21 protein-coding genes are annotated in these 17,004 nt (G+C 74.1%); 10 read left to right on the top strand and 11 right to left on the bottom strand.

Features of this window, described 5'->3' with window-relative positions; translation table 11 throughout:
* The first annotated feature begins 30 nt into the window (after positions 1-30).
* Complete coding sequence (locus tag G3T38_RS00095) at positions 31-282, top strand: WhiB family transcriptional regulator (RefSeq protein ID WP_163770002.1); 252 nt, start codon at positions 31-33, stop codon at positions 280-282.
* A gap of 59 nt (positions 283-341) precedes the next feature.
* Here G3T38_RS00095 and G3T38_RS00090 read toward each other — a convergent pair whose 3' ends face one another.
* Positions 342-1,814: a sensor histidine kinase gene (locus tag G3T38_RS00090; RefSeq protein WP_174267486.1), complete on the bottom strand. Its 1,473-nt coding sequence runs from the start codon at positions 1,812-1,814 to the stop codon at positions 342-344.
* Between the two features lie 167 nt (positions 1,815-1,981).
* Between G3T38_RS00090 and G3T38_RS00085 the strand changes: the two genes are divergently transcribed.
* The 3 genes from G3T38_RS00085 to G3T38_RS00075 are packed head-to-tail and all read left to right on the top strand — an operon-like array spanning position 1,982 to position 5,096.
* The gene (locus tag G3T38_RS00085) at positions 1,982-2,824 is read left to right on the top strand and encodes a DUF2785 domain-containing protein (protein ID WP_163769999.1); all 843 of its coding nucleotides are present in this window, start codon (positions 1,982-1,984) and stop codon (positions 2,822-2,824) included.
* A gap of 59 nt (positions 2,825-2,883) precedes the next feature.
* A complete protein-coding gene (locus tag G3T38_RS00080) occupies positions 2,884-4,593 on the top strand; it encodes an acetolactate synthase (protein ID WP_163769997.1) in 1,710 nt (569 codons plus the stop codon).
* 5 nt (positions 4,594-4,598) lie between these two features.
* The gene (locus tag G3T38_RS00075) at positions 4,599-5,096 is read left to right on the top strand and encodes a GNAT family N-acetyltransferase (RefSeq protein WP_338037360.1); all 498 of its coding nucleotides are present in this window, start codon (positions 4,599-4,601) and stop codon (positions 5,094-5,096) included.
* Positions 5,097-5,345: 249 nt separating this feature from the next.
* Here G3T38_RS00075 and G3T38_RS00070 read toward each other — a convergent pair whose 3' ends face one another.
* The 7 genes from G3T38_RS00070 to G3T38_RS00045 form a co-directional block, all read right to left on the bottom strand.
* Positions 5,346-6,527: a hypothetical protein gene (locus G3T38_RS00070; protein ID WP_163769994.1), complete on the bottom strand. Its 1,182-nt coding sequence runs from the start codon at positions 6,525-6,527 to the stop codon at positions 5,346-5,348.
* A gap of 128 nt (positions 6,528-6,655) precedes the next feature.
* Positions 6,656-7,075 carry a thioesterase family protein gene (locus G3T38_RS00065; RefSeq protein ID WP_163769992.1) on the bottom strand — a complete coding sequence of 140 codons (420 nt, stop codon included), beginning with the start codon at positions 7,073-7,075 and terminating at the stop codon, positions 6,656-6,658.
* Between the two features lie 93 nt (positions 7,076-7,168).
* The gene (locus tag G3T38_RS22875; RefSeq protein ID WP_369759046.1) at positions 7,169-7,243 is read right to left on the bottom strand and encodes a 50S ribosomal protein bL37; all 75 of its coding nucleotides are present in this window, start codon (positions 7,241-7,243) and stop codon (positions 7,169-7,171) included.
* A gap of 104 nt (positions 7,244-7,347) precedes the next feature.
* Entirely contained in the window at positions 7,348-7,635 is a 288-nt protein-coding gene (gene rsrA / locus G3T38_RS00060) for a mycothiol system anti-sigma-R factor (RefSeq protein ID WP_163769989.1), read from the bottom strand.
* The gene (locus G3T38_RS00055; RefSeq protein ID WP_163769987.1) at positions 7,632-8,300 is read right to left on the bottom strand and encodes a sigma-70 family RNA polymerase sigma factor; all 669 of its coding nucleotides are present in this window, start codon (positions 8,298-8,300) and stop codon (positions 7,632-7,634) included. Before G3T38_RS00055 ends, rsrA begins: the two co-directional genes overlap by 4 nt.
* Positions 8,301-8,457: 157 nt before the next feature.
* Entirely contained in the window at positions 8,458-9,162 is a 705-nt protein-coding gene (locus tag G3T38_RS00050) for an alpha/beta hydrolase family protein (protein WP_194247553.1), read from the bottom strand.
* Positions 9,159-9,911, bottom strand: a complete 753-nt coding sequence (locus G3T38_RS00045) for an SOS response-associated peptidase (protein ID WP_163769985.1) — start codon at positions 9,909-9,911, stop codon at positions 9,159-9,161. The genes G3T38_RS00050 and G3T38_RS00045 overlap by 4 nt, the downstream gene beginning before the upstream one ends.
* Positions 9,912-9,982: 71 nt before the next feature.
* Here G3T38_RS00045 and G3T38_RS00040 point away from each other — a divergent pair, with 71 nt between their 5' ends.
* From G3T38_RS00040 to G3T38_RS00015, 6 genes are all read left to right on the top strand, one after another.
* On the top strand, positions 9,983-10,507 hold the full coding sequence (locus tag G3T38_RS00040; protein ID WP_163769983.1) for a DoxX family protein: 525 nt from the start codon (positions 9,983-9,985) through the stop codon (positions 10,505-10,507).
* A 19-nt stretch (positions 10,508-10,526) separates the two neighbouring features.
* Positions 10,527-11,831 (top strand): 3-phosphoshikimate 1-carboxyvinyltransferase, encoded by a 1,305-nt coding sequence (aroA, locus tag G3T38_RS00035; RefSeq protein WP_163769981.1) that lies wholly within the window; start codon positions 10,527-10,529, stop codon positions 11,829-11,831.
* Between the two features lie 10 nt (positions 11,832-11,841).
* The gene (gene rsgA, locus G3T38_RS00030; RefSeq protein ID WP_163769979.1) at positions 11,842-12,852 is read left to right on the top strand and encodes a ribosome small subunit-dependent GTPase A; all 1,011 of its coding nucleotides are present in this window, start codon (positions 11,842-11,844) and stop codon (positions 12,850-12,852) included.
* Between the two features lie 43 nt (positions 12,853-12,895).
* Positions 12,896-13,765, top strand: a complete 870-nt coding sequence (locus G3T38_RS00025) for an inositol monophosphatase family protein (RefSeq protein WP_163769968.1) — start codon at positions 12,896-12,898, stop codon at positions 13,763-13,765.
* A 64-nt stretch (positions 13,766-13,829) separates the two neighbouring features.
* Positions 13,830-14,261 carry a CBS domain-containing protein gene (locus G3T38_RS00020; protein WP_163769964.1) on the top strand — a complete coding sequence of 144 codons (432 nt, stop codon included), beginning with the start codon at positions 13,830-13,832 and terminating at the stop codon, positions 14,259-14,261.
* Positions 14,262-14,322: 61 nt separating this feature from the next.
* Positions 14,323-14,691: an FKBP-type peptidyl-prolyl cis-trans isomerase gene (locus G3T38_RS00015; protein WP_163769962.1), complete on the top strand. Its 369-nt coding sequence runs from the start codon at positions 14,323-14,325 to the stop codon at positions 14,689-14,691.
* A 102-nt stretch (positions 14,692-14,793) separates the two neighbouring features.
* Here G3T38_RS00015 and G3T38_RS00010 read toward each other — a convergent pair whose 3' ends face one another.
* From G3T38_RS00010 to G3T38_RS22870, 3 genes are read right to left on the bottom strand one after another with little or no spacing between them, the layout of a single operon-like run.
* Positions 14,794-15,042, bottom strand: coding sequence for an RNA-binding S4 domain-containing protein (locus tag G3T38_RS00010; RefSeq protein WP_163769960.1), 249 nt, complete (start codon positions 15,040-15,042; stop codon positions 14,794-14,796).
* Positions 15,043-15,099: 57 nt separating this feature from the next.
* Positions 15,100-16,365, bottom strand: a complete 1,266-nt coding sequence (locus tag G3T38_RS00005; protein WP_163769958.1) for a DUF445 domain-containing protein — start codon at positions 16,363-16,365, stop codon at positions 15,100-15,102.
* 37 nt (positions 16,366-16,402) lie between these two features.
* The gene (locus G3T38_RS22870) at positions 16,403-16,999 is read right to left on the bottom strand and encodes a PKD domain-containing protein (RefSeq protein ID WP_420846760.1); all 597 of its coding nucleotides are present in this window, start codon (positions 16,997-16,999) and stop codon (positions 16,403-16,405) included.
* Positions 17,000-17,004: the final 5 nt, after the last annotated feature.

The following is a 17,004-nucleotide window of genomic DNA, read 5'->3' as shown; positions in this document are numbered from 1 at the left end:
CTGCCCCCGACTGCAAAGGACTGTCCGATCATGGATTGGCGTCACCGCTCGGCGTGTCTCGACGAGGACCCCGAGCTCTTCTTCCCGATCGGCAACACCGGCCCGGCCATCCTCCAGATCGAGGAGGCCAAGCAGGTCTGCCGCCGCTGCGACGTGCGCGAGCAGTGCCTCGCGTGGGCCCTCGAGGCCGGCCAGGACCACGGTGTCTGGGGCGGGCTCAGCGAGGACGAGCGTCGCGCTCTCAAGCGTCGCACGGCGCGCGCCCGCGTCCGCACCGCCTGAACCACCGCACTCCCGAGCCCTCCGGCGTCGCGCCCCCTCCCGGGGCGCCACCGGGGGGCTCACTGCTCCACCGGCACGTCGACGACGAACCGGGAGCCCGGGCCGTCCTCGCGACGTCCGTGCTCCAGACGGCCGCCGAGCTCCGACTCCACCAGCGTCCGCACGATGGTGAGCCCCAGCCCGCTGCCCCCGTCGAGGTCGAAGCCCACCGGCAGCCCCCGCCCGTCGTCCTCGACGACCACCCGCAGCCGCCCCTCCACCCGTCGGGCGTCCGCTGTCACCGTTCCCGACGCCTCCGGGTCGTCCAACGCCCCGAAGCCGTGCTCGACCGCGTTCTGCAGCAGCTCGGTCACGACCATCGCCAGCGGCGTCGCGACCTCGGACGGGATGGTGCCGAAGGCACCCGTGGTCCGCACCGCGATCCGCTCCCCCGCCGCGCTGACGTCGACGACCATCCGCAGCAGCCGCTCCGTGACCTGGTCGAAGTCGACGTTCTCCTCGACGACCTGGCTGAGCGTCTCGTGGACGATCGCGATCGACCCCACGCGTCGGACGGCCTCCCCGAGCGCCGCGCGCGCCGCGGGCTCGTCGATGCGGCGCGCCTGCAGGCGCAGCAGGGCCGCGACGGTCTGCAGGTTGTTCTTCACCCGGTGGTGGATCTCCCGGATCGTGGCGTCCTTGGTGACCAGCTCGCGGTCGCGACGCCGAAGGTCGGTGACGTCGCGGAGCAGGATCAACGCGCCCACGTGGTCGCCGTAGGGACGCAGCGGGATCGTGCGCAGGATGATCGCGACGGCGTCGGTGGCGACCTCCGTGTCCCGGTGGGCACGGCCGCCGAGCACCGCCGACAGCGTCTCCTCGTCGGGGCGGCGCCGCGGCGGCACGAGCGCGCGGGTCAGGTCGGCCAGGTTCACGCCGACGAGGTCGCCGCGGTGCCCGAGCCGGCGGAAGACCGAGAGCGCGTTGGGACTGGCGTAGCGCACCCGGCCGTCGGCCTCGACGCGCACGAAGCCGTCGCCGACCCGGGGCGAGTCGGCGTTGGCGCTCCGCTGGCCCGCGACCGGGAACTGGCCGCCGGCGATCATGCGCGTGAGGTCGGAGGCGGTCTCGAGGTAGGACAGCTCGAGGCGTGACGGCGTGCGCACGCCGAGGAGGTTGGTGCTGCGCGCGATGACGCCGATGACGCGGCCCCCGCGCTGGACGGGGATGCTCTCGACCCGCACGGGCACGTCGTCACGCCACTCGGGGTCGCCCTCGCGCAGCAGCTTGCGGTGCCGCAGCGCGCCGTCGAGCAGCGGGCGCTGCCCGGCTTCGACGAAGTCGCCCACCACGTCGTCCACGAGGGCGGTCGGCCCGGTCGTGGGGCGCATCTGCGCGACGGCCCAGAAGCCACGCCCCTCGCGGTCCGGCAGCCACATGACCAGGTCGGCGAAGGACAGGTCGGCGACGATCTGCCAGTCCGCCATGAGCAGCTGCAGCCAGACGAGGTCGTCGTCGTCGAGGTCGGTGTGGTCCCGCACCAGGTCGCTCATCCACGCCACGGCACCAGCGTAGGCCGGGCTGACCTGGGGCTTCGCGCAGGGCGGCGCTCGGGCCGCACGACAGCGGTTGCTGAGGGTCGGCTGAGCGCCTGCTGAGGGGCGCCCGGAGCTGCGACCACCCGAGCGTCGGGCCGTCCGCGACTGGCAGGATGGGGCCCATGGTCGGCTCGTACTGGAGGCAGGTGATCGACTCCGGCCTCGGGGTCCCGACCGACCGGCCGCTCGGTGACCTGACGGAGGAGCTCACGCGGATGCTGGGGTCGAGCGACCCCGCCGAGCGGGACCACACGGCGTACCCGATGCTCGCGACCTGGATCGACCGCGGGGTCTACGACGAGCTGCTCGAGGGGCTCGGCGACGGCATCGCGACCGGTCTGCTGACCGGTCTGGGCGAGGTCGGCACCGACTCGGTCTTCCGACGCAGCTTCTCGGCCCTCCTCCTCGGCGAGTGCGTGGCCCGGGACAACCGGCGTGCCCTCGTGCGCAGCACGAAGGTGCTCGACTGGGGCGACCGGCTCGTGTCGTGGTACCTCCGCGAGCGCGACGACCGCGGGTTCGTGGAGGAGAAGGGCTGGGCGCACGCCGTCGCGCACGGCGCCGACGCGATCGGCACCCTGGCCGAGTCGCCCCACCTCGCGGCCCCCGAGCTCACGGTGCTCCTCGACGTGCTCGCCGATCGCGTGCTCGCCGACGGCGCGCGCCTCCTCGTCTCCGGCGAGCCGGACCGCATCGCCGAGGCGACGCTGCGGGTGCTGCGCCGCAACGTGCTGCCGCTCTCCGTCGTCGAACCGTGGGTGCGGCGCATCGCGGCCCGCGCCACGGCGTACCCGAGCGAGCGGCAGGACCCCTACCTGGTGACGGGCAACCCGGAGGCCTTCCTGCGGGCGCTGCACCTGCAGCTCGCGCTGGCGCCGGACCCGCCCCAGGTGCGGTCCGACCTCCTGCTGGTGCTCGTCGACGCGCTGCGGCAGACCAACCCCGGGCTCCGCACCCGCGCCTGACCGGTACCGGCGGCGCGGGGGGCTCCCCCTCGACGTGACCGATGAGTAACGTGGGTCACATGACGACGACCGATCCCACGTCCGACGCCACCGCTGCCGGCTCCGACCCCGCCGCCGGCTCCACGATCGAGGGCCACGCGGGCACGCTGGCCGTCGCGGCCGCCCGCGCGCACGGCGTCGAGACCATGTTCACTCTCTCCGGCGCCCACGTCTTCCCGATGTACGACGGCGCCGTGAAGGCGGACCCGCCGATGCGGCTCGTCGACGTGCGCCACGAGCAGACGGCGGCGTTCGCCGCCGAGGCCACCGGCAAGCTGACCCGACGGCCCGGCCTCGCCGTGCTCACCGCCGGCCCCGGGGTGACCAACGGCGTCAGCGCCATCGCCCAGGCCACCTTCGCCGGGTCCCCCATGGTCGTCGTCGGCGGTCGCGCCCCGGCGAACCGCTGGGGCTCGGGCAGCCTCCAGGAGCTCGACCACCCGCCGATCGTCGCGCCGGTGGCGAAGGACGCGCGCACCCTGCACCTCGCCTCCGACGTGCTCGGCGGCATGGACGCGGCGTTCGCGACGGCCGGGGCGTCCCACCGCGGGCCGGTCTTCGTGGACGTGCCGATGGACGAGTTCTTCAACTCGGCGTCGGGTCCGCTGCCGACGGGGGCGCGTCCGGCGCCCGAGCAGCCCGACCCCGACGCGCTCCGCACGATCGGCCGCCTGCTCGCGGAGGCGAGCCGACCGGTGCTCGTGCTGGGCACCGACGTGTGGGCGGACGGCGCGGAGGAGGCGGCCCTGCGCCTCGTCGAGGAGGCCGGGCTGCCCGCCATCACCAACGGCATGGGCCGGGGCGTCGTCCCCGGCGGCCACCCGCTGCTCGTCACGAAGGCCCGGAGCGCCGCCTTCGGGGGCGCCGACCTGGTCGTCGTCGTGGGCACGCCCCTCGACTTCCGGCTCGGGTACGGCGTGTTCGGCGGCAAGGACGGCGCCACCCCCGCCCGGGTGGCCCACGTCGCCGACTCCGCCGCCCAGGTCTCGGGGCACGCGGAGCTCGCTGCCTCGGCGTACGGCGACCTGACCCTCGCCCTCGACGGCATCCTCGCCGCGCTGCAGGCCCAGCCCCGCAAGCCCGACCACGCGAGCTGGGTGTCCGACCTGCAGGCCAAGGTCGGTGCGGCGGCGGAGCGCGACGCGCAGCTGCTCGCGGCCGAGGCCGACCCCGTGCACCCGGCCCGCATCTACGGCGAGCTCGTGCCGCGGCTCGCCGACGACGCGGTCGTCATCGGCGACGGGGGCGACTTCGTGTCGTTCGCGGGCAAGTACGTCGAGCCGAAGCGTCCCGGCGGCTGGCTCGACCCCGGACCGTACGGCTGCCTGGGCGCCGGTCTCGGTGCCGCCATCGCCGCGCGGATCGCGCGCCCGTCGGCGCAGGTGGTGCTCCTGCTCGGCGACGGGGCCGCCGGATTCTCGCTCATGGACGTGGACACGCTCGTCCGCCACGACCTGCCCGTCGTCATGGTGATGGGCAACAACTCGGCGTGGGGCCTGGAGAAGGGTCCGATGCAGATGCTCTACGGCTACGACGTGGCGGCCGACCTGGCGCCCCGCACGGCCTACCACGAGGTCGTCACGGCGCTCGGCGGCGCCGGCGAGGTCGTGACCGACCCGCGGCAGATCGGACCCGCGCTCGACCGGGCCTTCGCCTCCGGCGTGCCCTACCTCGTCAACATCATCACGGACGTGGACGCGGCCTACCCCCGCGCCACGTTCGGGATCTGACGCGCGTGCTGGTCCGGCGCCTCCGCTCCGACGACGCCGGGGACGCGGAGGCCGTCGGCGCACTCACGGTCGCGGCCTACGAGCCCTTCCTCGACGGCCCGGACGACCCGTACGTCGCCCGCCTGCTCGACGTCGCGCGCCGCGACGCGGAGGCGGAGGTGTGGGTGGCGGTCGACGACGACCACGGGGGTACGCCGCTGGGCGCGGTCACCTACTGCCCCGCCGGCTCCCCGTGGCGGGAGGTCGGTCGGGCGCACGAGGGCGAGTTCCGGATGCTCGCCGTCGCACCGCACGCGCAGGGCCGCGGCGTCGGCCGGGCGCTCGTCACGACCTGCCTGGAGCGGTCGCGCGACGCCGGGTTCACCGGGATGGCACTGTCGTCGCTCCCGGAGCAGACCGGCGGGCACGCGCTGTACCGGTCGATGGGCTTCGAGCGCGCGCCGGAGCGGGACTGGGCGCCGTACCCGGGCGTCGACCTGTGGGTGTTCGCGCGGGGGTTGTAGGGCTGGGCGGCCGGGCGGGCCGGCCGGGCCGGGGGGCGGGCGGGCCGGGCGGGCCGGGCGGGGCGGGGCCGCTTGGGGGCGCCGAAGTGTGCGGTTGGTGCGCCTCTGGGTCAACCTGGACGTCCCCAGCTGCACATTTCGGGACGTGTCACCGAGCGTCGACGGACGACCCCGACGGGCACGGTGCCGGACCTGCCCTGACGCGTGGGGGCGCCGAGGTGTACGGCCGGTCGGGCCATCCGACGGGAGCTACGGCTGCTCCACCACCACGGTGAAGGTGCGGACCGCGTAGGTCGTCCCGTCGACCACGACGGTCAGCGGGACGTCGACCCGACCGGGCCGCTCCGCCACCCAGGCGAGGCGGACGTCGGGCTCCTCGGCACTGATCGGCGTCGGTCGCAGCACGCCGCTGGGCAGGTCCGCGTCGAGCGTTCCCAGCGTGGTCGGCCCGAGGAGCTGGGCCATGTAGCCGGTGGCGATCCGGAGCCGCTCACCGACGCGGATCCGGACGACGGGATCCACGACGAGGTCGATCCGGCTCGACGCGGCCGGCCCGGATCCGTGGAGCACCCGGAACTCGACGCGGTCGCCCGGCGACCGGGGCTCGGAGGCGATCCACACCGCGACCGGTGCGCCCGGCTCGAGCACGACGCCCGGCTGCAGCGAGGTCTGGAGCGTGCCGCCGGGCCGCACGTGGCGGGACTCGAAGGGCACCGTGCGCACCGTCGGGCGGAGACCCGTCTCGCGCAGTGCCGAGTCGATCCGTGCAGCGGCCTGCGCGGCACCCTCCCCGACCACCGCGGGCGGGACCTCGACGTGCGCCAGACCGTCGCCCAGCTCGCCGAACGTGTCGAGCACTGCGGCGACACGGGCGCGGGCAGCCGTCTCCGTGACAGCGCTCGCATGCACCAGGGCCTGCAGCTGGGACCCGACCTCGGCGAGCGGCCGGGCGCAGTAGGAGCCGCCGGTCACCCGACGGCACTGCACCCGCCCGGCCACGAGCTCCCGCCCCGCGACCGTCAGGCGCTCGCCGGCCAGGTGCACGACCTCCCAGTGGTCCGTCAGCGCGACCCCCGTCGTCCCGTGCGTCTCACCGTCTCCGGACACGGTGCAGCGCACCGGCACGAAGCCGCTGGGCAGCGGGGGTGGACCCTCGCCCTCCGGCCACTGCAGGAAGCCGGCGTCGATCTGGCCGGCGCCCTCGCACGTCGGCTCCCCGGGCAGCGCAACGGCCCACAGGCCGTTCGTGACGCGCTGCCAGCCCTCGGGCACGACGCCCGACACGGTGGCCTCATCGGCGTCCGGGACTGCGGGGCCGGCGGGCCTGGCCGCGGTCTGCGGGTCACCGTCGTCCGCGGCTCGGCAGGCGCCCAGGAGACCGACGAGCAGGAGGAGCGCAGCAACGACCAGTCCCCGACGTACCTGCGGCAACGCCCGCTCCCTCCGTCAGACCGTACGGGCGGTGGCGCACCCCCGTGACGCCTCCCGACCGCTGTCGGGATGAGACGCGCGAGGGGGGCGGATCGGTTGCACGATCCGGGAGATTCTCCGAGGAGGTCTCAGAGACGTGCCATGAACCGCTCGGCATCGACGACGACCCGGGTGACCTCACCGGTGGCGAGCACCTTGCCGAGCTGCTCCGTGTCGTCGGCGCCTGCGACGACCTCGCGGGCCGCGACGCTGAAGCGGACCAGGCGGCCGTCGAGGTAGGACTGGGTGGCGTGGACCTCCACCACCCCGCCGACGGGCGTGGCGCCGCGGTGCTCGAGCTCGACCCGGGTGCCGACGCTGGTCGCCCCGTGCGCCATCCCGGGCTCGAGGGCGGCGACCGTCGCGGCCTCCAGCCACGCGAGGAGCCGGGGCGTGCCGAGGACGGGGAGGCTGCCCGAACCCACCGCCTCCGCCGTGTCGTCGTCGGTCACCTCGAACCGGAGACGTGCCTCGACCGTGGGGGTCCCTGCTGCGTCGGAAGGAGCCATGCGTCCATCTTGGCCTGCCTCCGCAACGTCCCGAAATGCGACGCACCCCCGGAGCCGAGCGGCTACGGGGGTGGCGTTGAGTGCGACAGGCGCTCAGGCGTTGGGGCGCTTGCCGTGGTTCGCGCCCTTCTTCTTGCGAGCGCGGCGCTTGCGGCCGGTCTTGCCCATGGTGGGTCCTCCTCGAGTGGTGCGGCCCGAAGGTCGGTCTCCCACAGGCCAGCGGGCATCTTCTCAGATCAGGGTGGGCCGCGCCAAAGCGACCTCGGGGACGACTACTCGCTGATCCGCACCTGCACGGCGCGGATCTGGAGCATCACGCGCTGCCGGAGGGCGTCGGGGGCGGACTCGCGGCACGACCGCGCCACGACCGCCTTGACGGTGCGCTCGAGGTCGTACTTCCGCAGGCACGGACCACACTCGTCCAGGTGCGCCTGCACGACGGAGCAGTCCGTCTCGTCCAGCTCGTTGTCGAGGAAGTAGATGATCTGCTCGAGGAAGTCGGCGCAGCTCTCCACCTCGCCCGACGGGCTGGTGCCGTGGGAGTGGGCGTCGGTGCTCATCGGGCGCCACCCTTCTGCATCGCGGCGCCGACCGTCTCGGGCGAGACGAGGTCGTGGGTGCGCACGTAGTCGGCCAGCATGTCGCGCAGCTGGCGCCGCCCCCGATGGAGTCGCGACATCACGGTGCCGATGGGGGTGTCCATGATCTCGGCGATCTCCTTGTAGGGGAAGCCCTCCACGTCGGCCAGGTAGACGGCCAGCCGGAACTCTTCCGGGAGCCGCTGCAGCGCGTCCTTCACCTCGCTGTCGGGCAGGTGCTCGAGGGCCTCGTGCTCCGCCGACTTCAGCCCCGACGACGTGTGCGACTCGGCGCGCGCGAGCTGCCAGTCCTCCACGTCCTCCGCCATCGACTGCTGGGGCTGCCGCTGCTTCTTGCGGTAGTTGTTGATGAAGGTGTTGGTGAGGATCCGGTAGAGCCACGCCTTGAGGTTGGTGCCCGGCCGGAACTGGTGGAACGAGGAGTACGCCTTCGCGAACGTCTCCTGCACCAGGTCCTCGGCGTCGGCGGGGTTGCGCGTCATGCGCATCGCCGCGGAGTAGAGCTGGTCGAGGAACGGGAGCGCGTCGCGCTCGAAGCGCAGCGCTCGCTCGTCGTCCGTCTCGGTGGCACGGTCGACGGTCTCCGTCGGCTCGACGGTCTCGGGGGTGGCGGTGTCGTCGCTCATCGTGAACGAGCGTACTCCGCCGCGCGCGAGCGGTCGCTCGTCGCACACCAGCATGCGCTGCCTCCTCGGGGCGGGGGTCCCGGGTCGCCCCGGGTGTCGGTACGCCGAGCACAACCCCCGCCGTCGCGGAGCTATTCCGGGCGCACGCGGCCGGGCGTCAGCCGACCGCCTCGCGCACGATCCACTCGAGCGCGGACTCGACGACGAGCGCCCGCACGTCCTCCATCGTCAGCGGCGCCCGCTTCGGGACCTTCAGGCCGTGGTCGGCACCGGGCACCACCACGAGGTCGAGGCCCTCGCCCGCCTCCCCCGTGAACGCGGCGGCGACCTCCTCCGCGCGTCCCATCGCGTCGTTCTCGCCCTGCACCACCAGGGCGGGGACCCCCGCACCGAGCGCACCGGCGAGCTCGTCGCGTCGGGAGCGCTCCGGCTTCCCGGGCGGGTGCAGGGGAAACGCCAGCAGCACGAGGCCCGCCGCCCCCAGCTCCGCGGCGCATCGGGCCGCCGACCGCGCCCCCGCCGACCGACCCCCGAGCACGAGCGGTACGTCGCGGAGCACCCCCGGCAGCCCCGCGACCGCGAGGCGCAGCGCCACGTCGAGCGTCGGAGGGGCTGAGGCCACCTTGCGCCCGGCCACCCGCCACGGCTGCTCCAGCCGTACGACCTCGACGCCCTGCGCGGGCAGGCCGGCCGCCAGCGCCGCGATGTCGTGCGTCTCCACGCCCCCGCCCGCGCCGTGCCCCAGGAGCAGCACGGCCACCGGCACCACGCCTGCGGGCACCGCGTTGCGGTGGAGGCGGGCCGCGCCGTACGGGGTGGGGAGCTCGAGGACCTCGTCGGCGGGGACGTCGAGCGTGCTCACGCGTCCTCGAGCGGGATCGGGCGGACGAGCTCGGGACCGTCGTTGCGGACGTTGGAGACGAGGGTGGAGACCGGGTACGCCGTGAGGCGCCCCGGGACCGCCGGCTCGAGCAGGTCGAGGAGGTCGTCCGAGGCCCCGGTCGTGGGGTCGAGCCAGGTGTCCCAGTCGTCGCGGGCGACGGTGAGCGGCATGCGGTCGTGGATGCGGCCCAGGTCGTCGGTGGCCGACGTCGTGATGACCGTGCAGCTCCAGAGGAAGCGGTCCGGGTCGTCGTCGGCCCGGTCGGGGTCGCGCCAGATCTCGTAGAGCCCCGCCATCGCCAGCACGCCCCCGTCGGCCGGATGGATGTAGTAGGGCTGCTTCACGGGCTTGCCCTTCGCGGTGGTGCGGTCCGTGAGGTACCACTCGTAGTAGCCGTCGGCGGGCACCAGGCACCGCCGGGCCGCGAACGCGCGACGGAACGACGGCTTCTCGGACACCGTCTCGCGGCGGGCGTTGATGAGGCGGGCCGCGCCCTTCGCGTCCTTCGCCCACGACGGCACGAGGCCCCAGCGGAGCGCGCGCAGCTGGCGGCGGGCGTGGTCGATGCCCTCCGCGGGCTTCGGCGGCCGCTCGAGGACCACGTGGACCGGGTCGGTGGGCGCGACGTTCCAGCTCGGGGGGAGCCGGTCGGCGAGGATCGTCTCGGCGACGTCGAACTCGTCGACCAGGTCGTCGGGCTCACGGCTGGAGGCGTAGCGACCGCACATGACGTCAGCCTAGGCCGATCGGTGCGCCGCGACCCTGGGCCGCGTTGGCGCGATCGTGTATCAAGAGGGGCATGACCGTGACGCGACTGATCGCCCGTCCGCTGCTCGCCTCGATGTTCGTCGTGGGCGGCATCAATGCGTTCCGCAACGCGGACGCCATCGCCCCCCGGGCGGCGAAGGTGACCGACAAGATCGTCCCGCCGGTGCAGCGGGCCGGTGTGCCGCTGCCCTCCGACGCCGCCACGCTCGTGCGTGCCAACGCGGCCGTGCACCTCCTGGCGGCAGCCGGTCTCGCGACGGGCCGTGCGCCGCGCGTCTCCGCGGTGGTGCTGGCCGCGACGCTGGCGCCGACCACCGTCGCGGGCCACCCGTACTGGGAGGAGTCCGACGCCGGCGCGAAGGGCAACCAGAAGGTCCACTTCTTCAAGAACCTCTCGATCCTCGGCGGTCTCCTCCTCGCCGCGGTCGACACCGACGGCAAGCCCGGCCTGGCCTGGCGCGCGCGCCGGGCGGCGAAGGACGCGAAGCGCGAGGCCAAGCACGTGACGGCCACCGCGAAGCGCGAGGCCAAGCTGGCCAAGGCGCAGCTGACCTGAGGACCGATACCCTGCGTCCGTGACGACCACGGCCGCTCCCTCTCCCGCCGACCTCTGGCCCGCGCCCCACGTGGCGTCGCCGGTGGACGTCACCGTGACGCTCCCCGGCAGCAAGTCGCTGACCAACCGCGCCCTCGTGCTGGCGGCGGTGGCGACGGGTCCGTCGGTCGTGCGCCGGGCGCTCCGCTCCCGCGACACGCTGCTGATGGCGGCCGCGCTCACGTCCCTCGGCTCCGCGGTGGACACCAGCGGCGAGGACTGGACGGTGACTCCCGGGGCCTTCGACCGCGACGCGGGTGTCGACTGCGGCCTCGCCGGCACCGTCATGCGCTTCGTGCCGCCGATCGCGGGCCTCGCCCGCGGCAGCGTCGCGTTCGACGGCGACGCCCACATGCGCACACGACCGATCGGCGAGGTGCTCACCGCCCTCTGCTCGCTCGGCGTGGAGGTGCGCGACGACGGGCGCGGCACCCTGCCGTTCACCATCGCGGGAGCGGGTGCGGTGCGCGGCGGCTCGGTGACGATCGACGCATCGTCGTCGTCGCAGTTCGTGTCGGCCCTGCTGCTCGCCGGCGCCACGTACGACGAGGGCGTCGAGGTGCTCCACCGGGGCGCGCCGATCCCGTCGCTCCCCCACGTCGAGATGACCACCACCGTGCTGCGGGCCCACGGGGTCGAGGTCGACGACAGCGTGCCCGACCGGTGGCGCGTCGCCCCCGGCCCGATCGCACCGGTCGACCACCTCATCGAGCCCGACCTGTCCAACGCCGGCCCGTTCGTGGCGCTCGCGGCCGCGACCGGCGGCAGCGTCACCGTGCGGGACTGGCCCGCCGTCACGACCCAGGCCGGCGACGCCCTGCGCGACATCCTCACCGCGATGGGGTGCACGGTGGAGCGCGTGGCCGACGGCGTCCGCTTCACCGGGCCGGAACGCCTGCGGGGCGTCGACCTGGACCTCCACGACGTCGGTGAGCTCACGCCCGTCGTCGCGGCGCTGTGCGCCCTCGCCGACGACCCCTCGGTGCTGCGGGGCGTCGCCCACATCCGCCACCACGAGACCGACCGGCTGCGCGCGCTCGCGACGGAGCTCGCCGGCCTCGGCGCCGACGTGACCGAACGGCCCGACGGGCTCGAGCTGCGCCCGGCCGACCTGCACGGGGGCGTGTTCCACACCTACGCCGACCACCGCATGGCCCACGCCGCGGTCGTCGTCGGCGCGGCGACGACGGGCGTGCTCGTCGAGGACGTCGCGACGACCGCCAAGACCTTCCCCGACTTCGCCGGCGCCTGGACGGGCGTCACCGGCGGCTCCGCGGCGAGCTGAGGCAGCGGTGGTGGCACGGGGGTACGGCACGCACGACCACGAGCACTACGAGCGACCCCGTCGCCGCACCCGCCCCCGCACGAAGGACCGCCCGACCTACGACGATGCCGAGGACGGCCGCGTCGTCCGCGTCGACCGGGGGCGCTACACCGTGCTGGTCGACGGCCAGGACGAGCTCGTCACCGCGATGAAGGCGCGGCCGCTGGGCCGCAAGGGCGTCGTCGTCGGCGACCGCGTCCGCCTCGTCGGCGACACGACCGGCGACGACGGGTCGCTCGCCCGCATCGTCGAGGTGCGGGAGCGGGCGACCGTGCTGCGCCGCACGGCGGACGACGACGATCCCGTCGAGCGCGTCATCGTCGCCAACGCCGACCAGCTCGTCATCGTCACGGCCCTGGCGAACCCCGAACCACGCCCCGGGCTGCTCGACCGGGCGCTCGTCGCGGCGTACGACGCCGGGATGGCCCCGCTGCTCGTCCTCACCAAGGCGGACCTGGCCGACCCCGAGGCGTTGCTCGCGACGTACCGATCCCTCGGCGTGCCGTGGGTGGTGACGCGCAAGGGTGCCGACATCGACGAGATCCGCGACCGGCTCGCCGGGCGCACCAGCGTGCTGATCGGGCACAGCGGCGTCGGCAAGTCGACCCTCGTCAACCGGCTCGTGCCGGGCGCCGACCGCGAGGTCGGCCGGGTCAACGACGTCACCGGGCGCGGGCGCCACACGTCGACGTCGGCCATCATGCTGGCGCTCCCCGAGCACGACGGCCGGCCCGGCTGGATCGTCGACACCCCCGGCATCCGGTCGTTCGGGCTCGCGCACGTGCGGCCGGAGCACCTCATCGAGGCGTTCCCCGACCTCGACGAGATGACCGAGGACTGCCCCCGCGGCTGCACCCACGGAGCCGGCGAGCCGGAGTGCGGGCTCGACGCGGCGATCGCCTCCGGGGAGGCCGACGCGGACCGCGTGACGTCCTTCCGCCGTGTGCTCGCCGCACGCGAGGGCGCGGAGGTCTGGGACTAGGCGTCCTGCCCGGGGGCCGGAGCGATGCCCTAGCCTGAGCGCCATGGCCATCGCTGACGGTGCCGACCACACCGACGACCTGCGGCTCGCGCACCTCCTGGCCGACGACGCGGACTCCATCAGCCTCGACCGCTTCAAGGCGGTCGACCTCCACGTGATGAGCAAGCCCGACCTGACGCCGGTGACGGACGCCGACCAGGCGGTCGAGTCCACGATCCGCGCGAAGCTCGGCCGGGTGCGCTCGCGCGACGCGATCCTCGGCGAGGAGGAGGGGGTCACGCCCGGCCAGGGCACCGGCGGGCGCCGCTGGATCATCGACCCGATCGACGGCACCAAGAACTTCGTCCGCGGCGTACCGGTCTGGGCCACCCTCATCGGCCTCGAGGTCGACGGGGAGATCGTCGCCGGCGTCGTCTCGGCCCCGGCGCTGCAGCGTCGGTGGTGGGCGGCCAAGGGCCAGGGGGCCTGGACCGGCCGGTCGCTCCTCAAGGCGACGCGCTGCGCGACCTCAGCGGTGCGGGACCTGGGCGACGCGTCGCTCTCCTACAGCTCGCTGTCGGGCTGGGACGAGCGTGGCCGGCTCGACGACTTCCTCGCGCTGTCGCGGCGGGTGTGGCGCACCCGGGCGTACGGCGACTTCTGGTCCTACATGCTCGTCGCCGAGGGCGCCGTCGACGTCGCGGCCGAGCCGGAGCTCGAGGTCTACGACATGGCGGCGCTCGACATCATCGTGCGCGAGGCCGGCGGCTCCTTCACGGGTCTCGACGGCGCGGACGGACCGTGGAGCGGCAACGCGATCGCCTCGAACGGCCACCTGCACGAGCCGGTGCTCGGCTTCCTCGGTACGGCGGGGGGCGACGACCCCGACGACCCGCCGTTCACCGGCGGCGTGGTGCGCCAGCTGCGCCCCTGACCCTTCCGGAGTGACGGGCGTCACAGGTAGCGTGAGCCGCCAGCGACGCGACCCGGAGGTGGCCATGAGGATCCAGGACGTCATGCGGGGCGAGCCCGTGGTCACGATCGGACCCGACGCGACCGTCGGCGACCTGGTCCTGCTGCTCGAGCGCCACAACATCGGCGCCGTCGTCGTGAGCAGCGACGGCTCCGCGCTCGAGGGGATCGTCAGCGAGCGCGACGTCGTGCGGCGGCTGGCCACCGTCGGCCCCGCGGAGCTGGTGGACGCCTCGGTGCGTGACCTCATGACGACGTCGGTGCGCACGTGCGGGGCCGGCGACGAGGTCGCGCACCTCATGCAGGAGATGACGACCTACCGCATCCGCCACCTGCCCGTGGTGGAGGACGGGGCCCGCATCGTCGGGATCGTCAGCATCGGTGACGTGGTGAAGGCCCGCATCGACGAGCTGGCCTTCGAGCGGGACCAGCTCGACGCCTACGTGCACCAGGGCTGAGCACCAGGGCTGAGCACCAGGGGCTGCCCCCGGTTGAGGGGCGGGCTCTAGGGTGGTCGGCATGGACAAGCCCGAGATCGACTTCTTCGACCCTGAGCCCCCGGCCGACCTGGTCATCACCGACGTCACCGTCGGTGACGGCGAGGAGGCCAAGGCGGGCCAGACCGTCTCCGTGCACTACGTGGGCGTGGCCCACTCCACCGGCGAGGAGTTCGACGCGTCGTACAACCGCGGCGCGCCGCTGCAGTTCCGCCTCGGCATCGGCCAGGTCATCTCCGGCTGGGACACCGGCGTGCAGGGCATGAAGGTCGGCGGCCGCCGTCAGCTCGTCATCCCGCCGCACCTGGGGTACGGCGACCGTGGCGCCGGCGGCGTCATCAAGCCCGGCGAGACGCTCATCTTCGTCGTCGACCTGCTGGGCGTCTCCTGATCCCCGGTCCCCCTCGCTGACGGTCGCCGTCGCTGACGTCATGCGCCCCGCAGGCTCGAGCCTGCGGGGCGCATGACGTTGCGGGGTGCGCGTGGTGTCGCGCTACCAGGGGAGCCCGTCGTCGAAGCCCTCCGCGTCGACGGCCCGGGCGCTCTGGCCGTCGAGCGTGACGACGTCGCCGACCACGAGCTGGCGACCGCGGCGGGTGTCGACCTCGCCGTTGACGAGCACGCGCCCCTCCGCGATGACGGGCTTGGCCTGGGCGCCGGACTCCACGAGGTTCGCCAGCTTGAGGAACTGCCCGAGGCGGATCGAACCGTCGCGGACCGGGACGTCGAAGGGATCGCTCACCGGTTCATCATCGCACCGACCGGACCGCCGACCGCGTTCCCTCCGGTACGGCGCGGGTCAGGGCAGCAGCACGTCGACAGCGTGGATGAGCACGCCGACGAGGCCGCCCACCACGGTGCCGTTGATGCGGATGAACTGCAGGTCGCGGCCCACGTGGAGCTCGATGCGCTGCGCCGCCTCGTCGCCGTCCCACCGCTCGATGGTGGTGGTGATGACGCCGGTCAGCTCCGTGCCGTAGCGATCGACCACGAACACGACCGCGTCGGACAGCATCTGGTCGAGCCGGCGCCGCAGCGCCGCGTCGGTGGTGAGGCGCCGACCGAACTTCACCAGCTCGTGCTCGAGGCGGACGCGCAGCATGCTGGCCTCCTCCTCGAGCCCCGCCACGAGTGCACGCTGGAGGGCCTTCCACAGCGAGACGGCGGTGGCGAGCACCTGCGGGTGGTCGAGCACGCGCAGCTTGAGCCGCTCGGCCCGCTCGGCGGTGTCGCGGTCGTGCACGAGGTCGCGGGCCAGGTCGTGGAGCATCGAGTCGAAGGCCTGCCGAGCACGGTGCTGCGGATCGGCCTGGATGTCCTCGACCCACTTGATCGCCTCGGCGTGCACGCGCTGCGTCACCGCGTCGTTGAGCCGGGTCGGCGTCCACCACGGGGCACGCTCGCCCAGCACCTCGGTGAACGTCTCCTCGTTGTTGCGCAGCCAGCGCAGCAGCTCCCCCAGCCCGAGGTCGACGACGCCGTGGTGGAGGTTATCCTCGACCATCTCGCCCAACAGGGCGGCCGCGATCGGCGCGATGGGTTCCTCGCGGAACCGCGGGAGCAGCACCGCCTCGGCCAGCTCGCTGACGTGCTCGTCCCGCACCTTCGCGAGCCCGATCACCGCCACGTCCGCCACCTCGTCCACGACACGCCGCGCGTGCGCGGGATCGGACAGCCACTCCCCCACGCGGCGGCTCGCCTCGGCCGCCCCGACACGCTCGCGCACCACGCCCTCGGCCAGGAAGTTCTCCTGCACGAACTCCTGCAGGCCCCGGCCCAGCTCGTTCTTGCGGCGCGGGATGAGGGCCGTGTGCGGGATGGGGAGGTGCAGGGGGTGGCGGAACAGGGCCGTCACCGCGAACCAGTCGGCGATCGCACCCACCATCGACGCCTCGGCGCCGGCGTTGACGAAACCGAGGAAGCCGTCCTGACCCCGGGTCGCGACGTAGACGACCGCAGCAGCCACCAGGAGCCCCGTCGCCACGGCCCGCATCTTGTTGAGGTCGCGGCGACGCACCAGGTCGGCCTCGGCGGACCCGGGGACCGTGAACGCGCTCGAGCTCATCGTCACCCTGCTCCTCGTCTCCGGTCCCGCGGCTCGGTCACTCTAGGAGGTCGCGCCAACAGCGGTCGACGGGCCGGGGTGGGGTCGAGGCGGGGTGGGGCTCGGCTGCCGGGCGGGGTGCCGCCTCGGCCCGCGGGTGGGGTGGGCCCTGGCTGGCGGGCGGGGTGCGCCGGGCCGGGAACTGGGACGTTGGTGCGACGCCGCCGCAGGTGGGTCGGTCCCGGGCGCACATTTCTCCAGCGCGGTGGCGGCTGGACGGCGGACGGCCGTCGAAAGGGGCACGAACGACGTATCGGCGGCCGGGGTCGGTGTCGTTGATGACCCTTTTCGGGAGGCAGCTGGGGTGGCCCGTTGGGGTGGTGTCGGGCCTGGGGTCAGTCGGTGAGGACGGGGGTGGCTTCGCGTACCTGGAGGTCGGTGGTGGGGCTGGGCATGTCGACGGTGCCGTTGACGCGTTGCCAGGGGCCGTTGTTGACGCGGAAGTCGGCGGACCAGGTGGTGGTGAGGCGGGTGGGTAGGTGCCGGTGCGGGTGTAGGTGTGGGTGATGTCGAGGTCGGGGTAGGGGGCGCCGGGGGTGGTGGTGGTCGTGGTGGTGCCGTCGCCGAAGTCCCAGGTGTAGGTGGTGGGGGTGATGTCGA

This window comes from Nocardioides zeae (assembly GCF_010686755.1).
GTDB lineage: Bacteria > Actinomycetota > Actinomycetes > Propionibacteriales > Nocardioidaceae > Nocardioides > Nocardioides zeae.
Note: the sequence above shows the minus strand (reverse complement) of the source record. Positions and strands in the feature narration are given on the sequence as shown.

Coding starts and splice junctions, on each gene's coding strand:
- G3T38_RS00095 (WP_163770002.1), top strand. CDS start 31: ATGGATTGGCGTCACCGCTCGGCGTGTCTCGACGAGGACCCCGAGCTC.
- G3T38_RS00090 (WP_174267486.1), bottom strand. CDS start 1,814: ATGAGCGACCTGGTGCGGGACCACACCGACCTCGACGACGACGACCTC.
- G3T38_RS00085 (WP_163769999.1), top strand. CDS start 1,982: ATGGTCGGCTCGTACTGGAGGCAGGTGATCGACTCCGGCCTCGGGGTC.
- G3T38_RS00080 (WP_163769997.1), top strand. CDS start 2,884: ATGACGACGACCGATCCCACGTCCGACGCCACCGCTGCCGGCTCCGAC.
- G3T38_RS00065 (WP_163769992.1), bottom strand. CDS start 7,075: ATGGCTCCTTCCGACGCAGCAGGGACCCCCACGGTCGAGGCACGTCTC.
- rsrA (WP_163769989.1), bottom strand. CDS start 7,635: ATGAGCACCGACGCCCACTCCCACGGCACCAGCCCGTCGGGCGAGGTG.
- G3T38_RS00055 (WP_163769987.1), bottom strand. CDS start 8,300: ATGAGCGACGACACCGCCACCCCCGAGACCGTCGAGCCGACGGAGACC.
- G3T38_RS00045 (WP_163769985.1), bottom strand. CDS start 9,911: ATGTGCGGTCGCTACGCCTCCAGCCGTGAGCCCGACGACCTGGTCGAC.
- G3T38_RS00040 (WP_163769983.1), top strand. CDS start 9,983: ATGACCGTGACGCGACTGATCGCCCGTCCGCTGCTCGCCTCGATGTTC.
- G3T38_RS00025 (WP_163769968.1), top strand. CDS start 12,896: ATGGCCATCGCTGACGGTGCCGACCACACCGACGACCTGCGGCTCGCG.
- G3T38_RS00020 (WP_163769964.1), top strand. CDS start 13,830: ATGAGGATCCAGGACGTCATGCGGGGCGAGCCCGTGGTCACGATCGGA.
- G3T38_RS00015 (WP_163769962.1), top strand. CDS start 14,323: ATGGACAAGCCCGAGATCGACTTCTTCGACCCTGAGCCCCCGGCCGAC.
- G3T38_RS00005 (WP_163769958.1), bottom strand. CDS start 16,365: ATGAGCTCGAGCGCGTTCACGGTCCCCGGGTCCGCCGAGGCCGACCTG.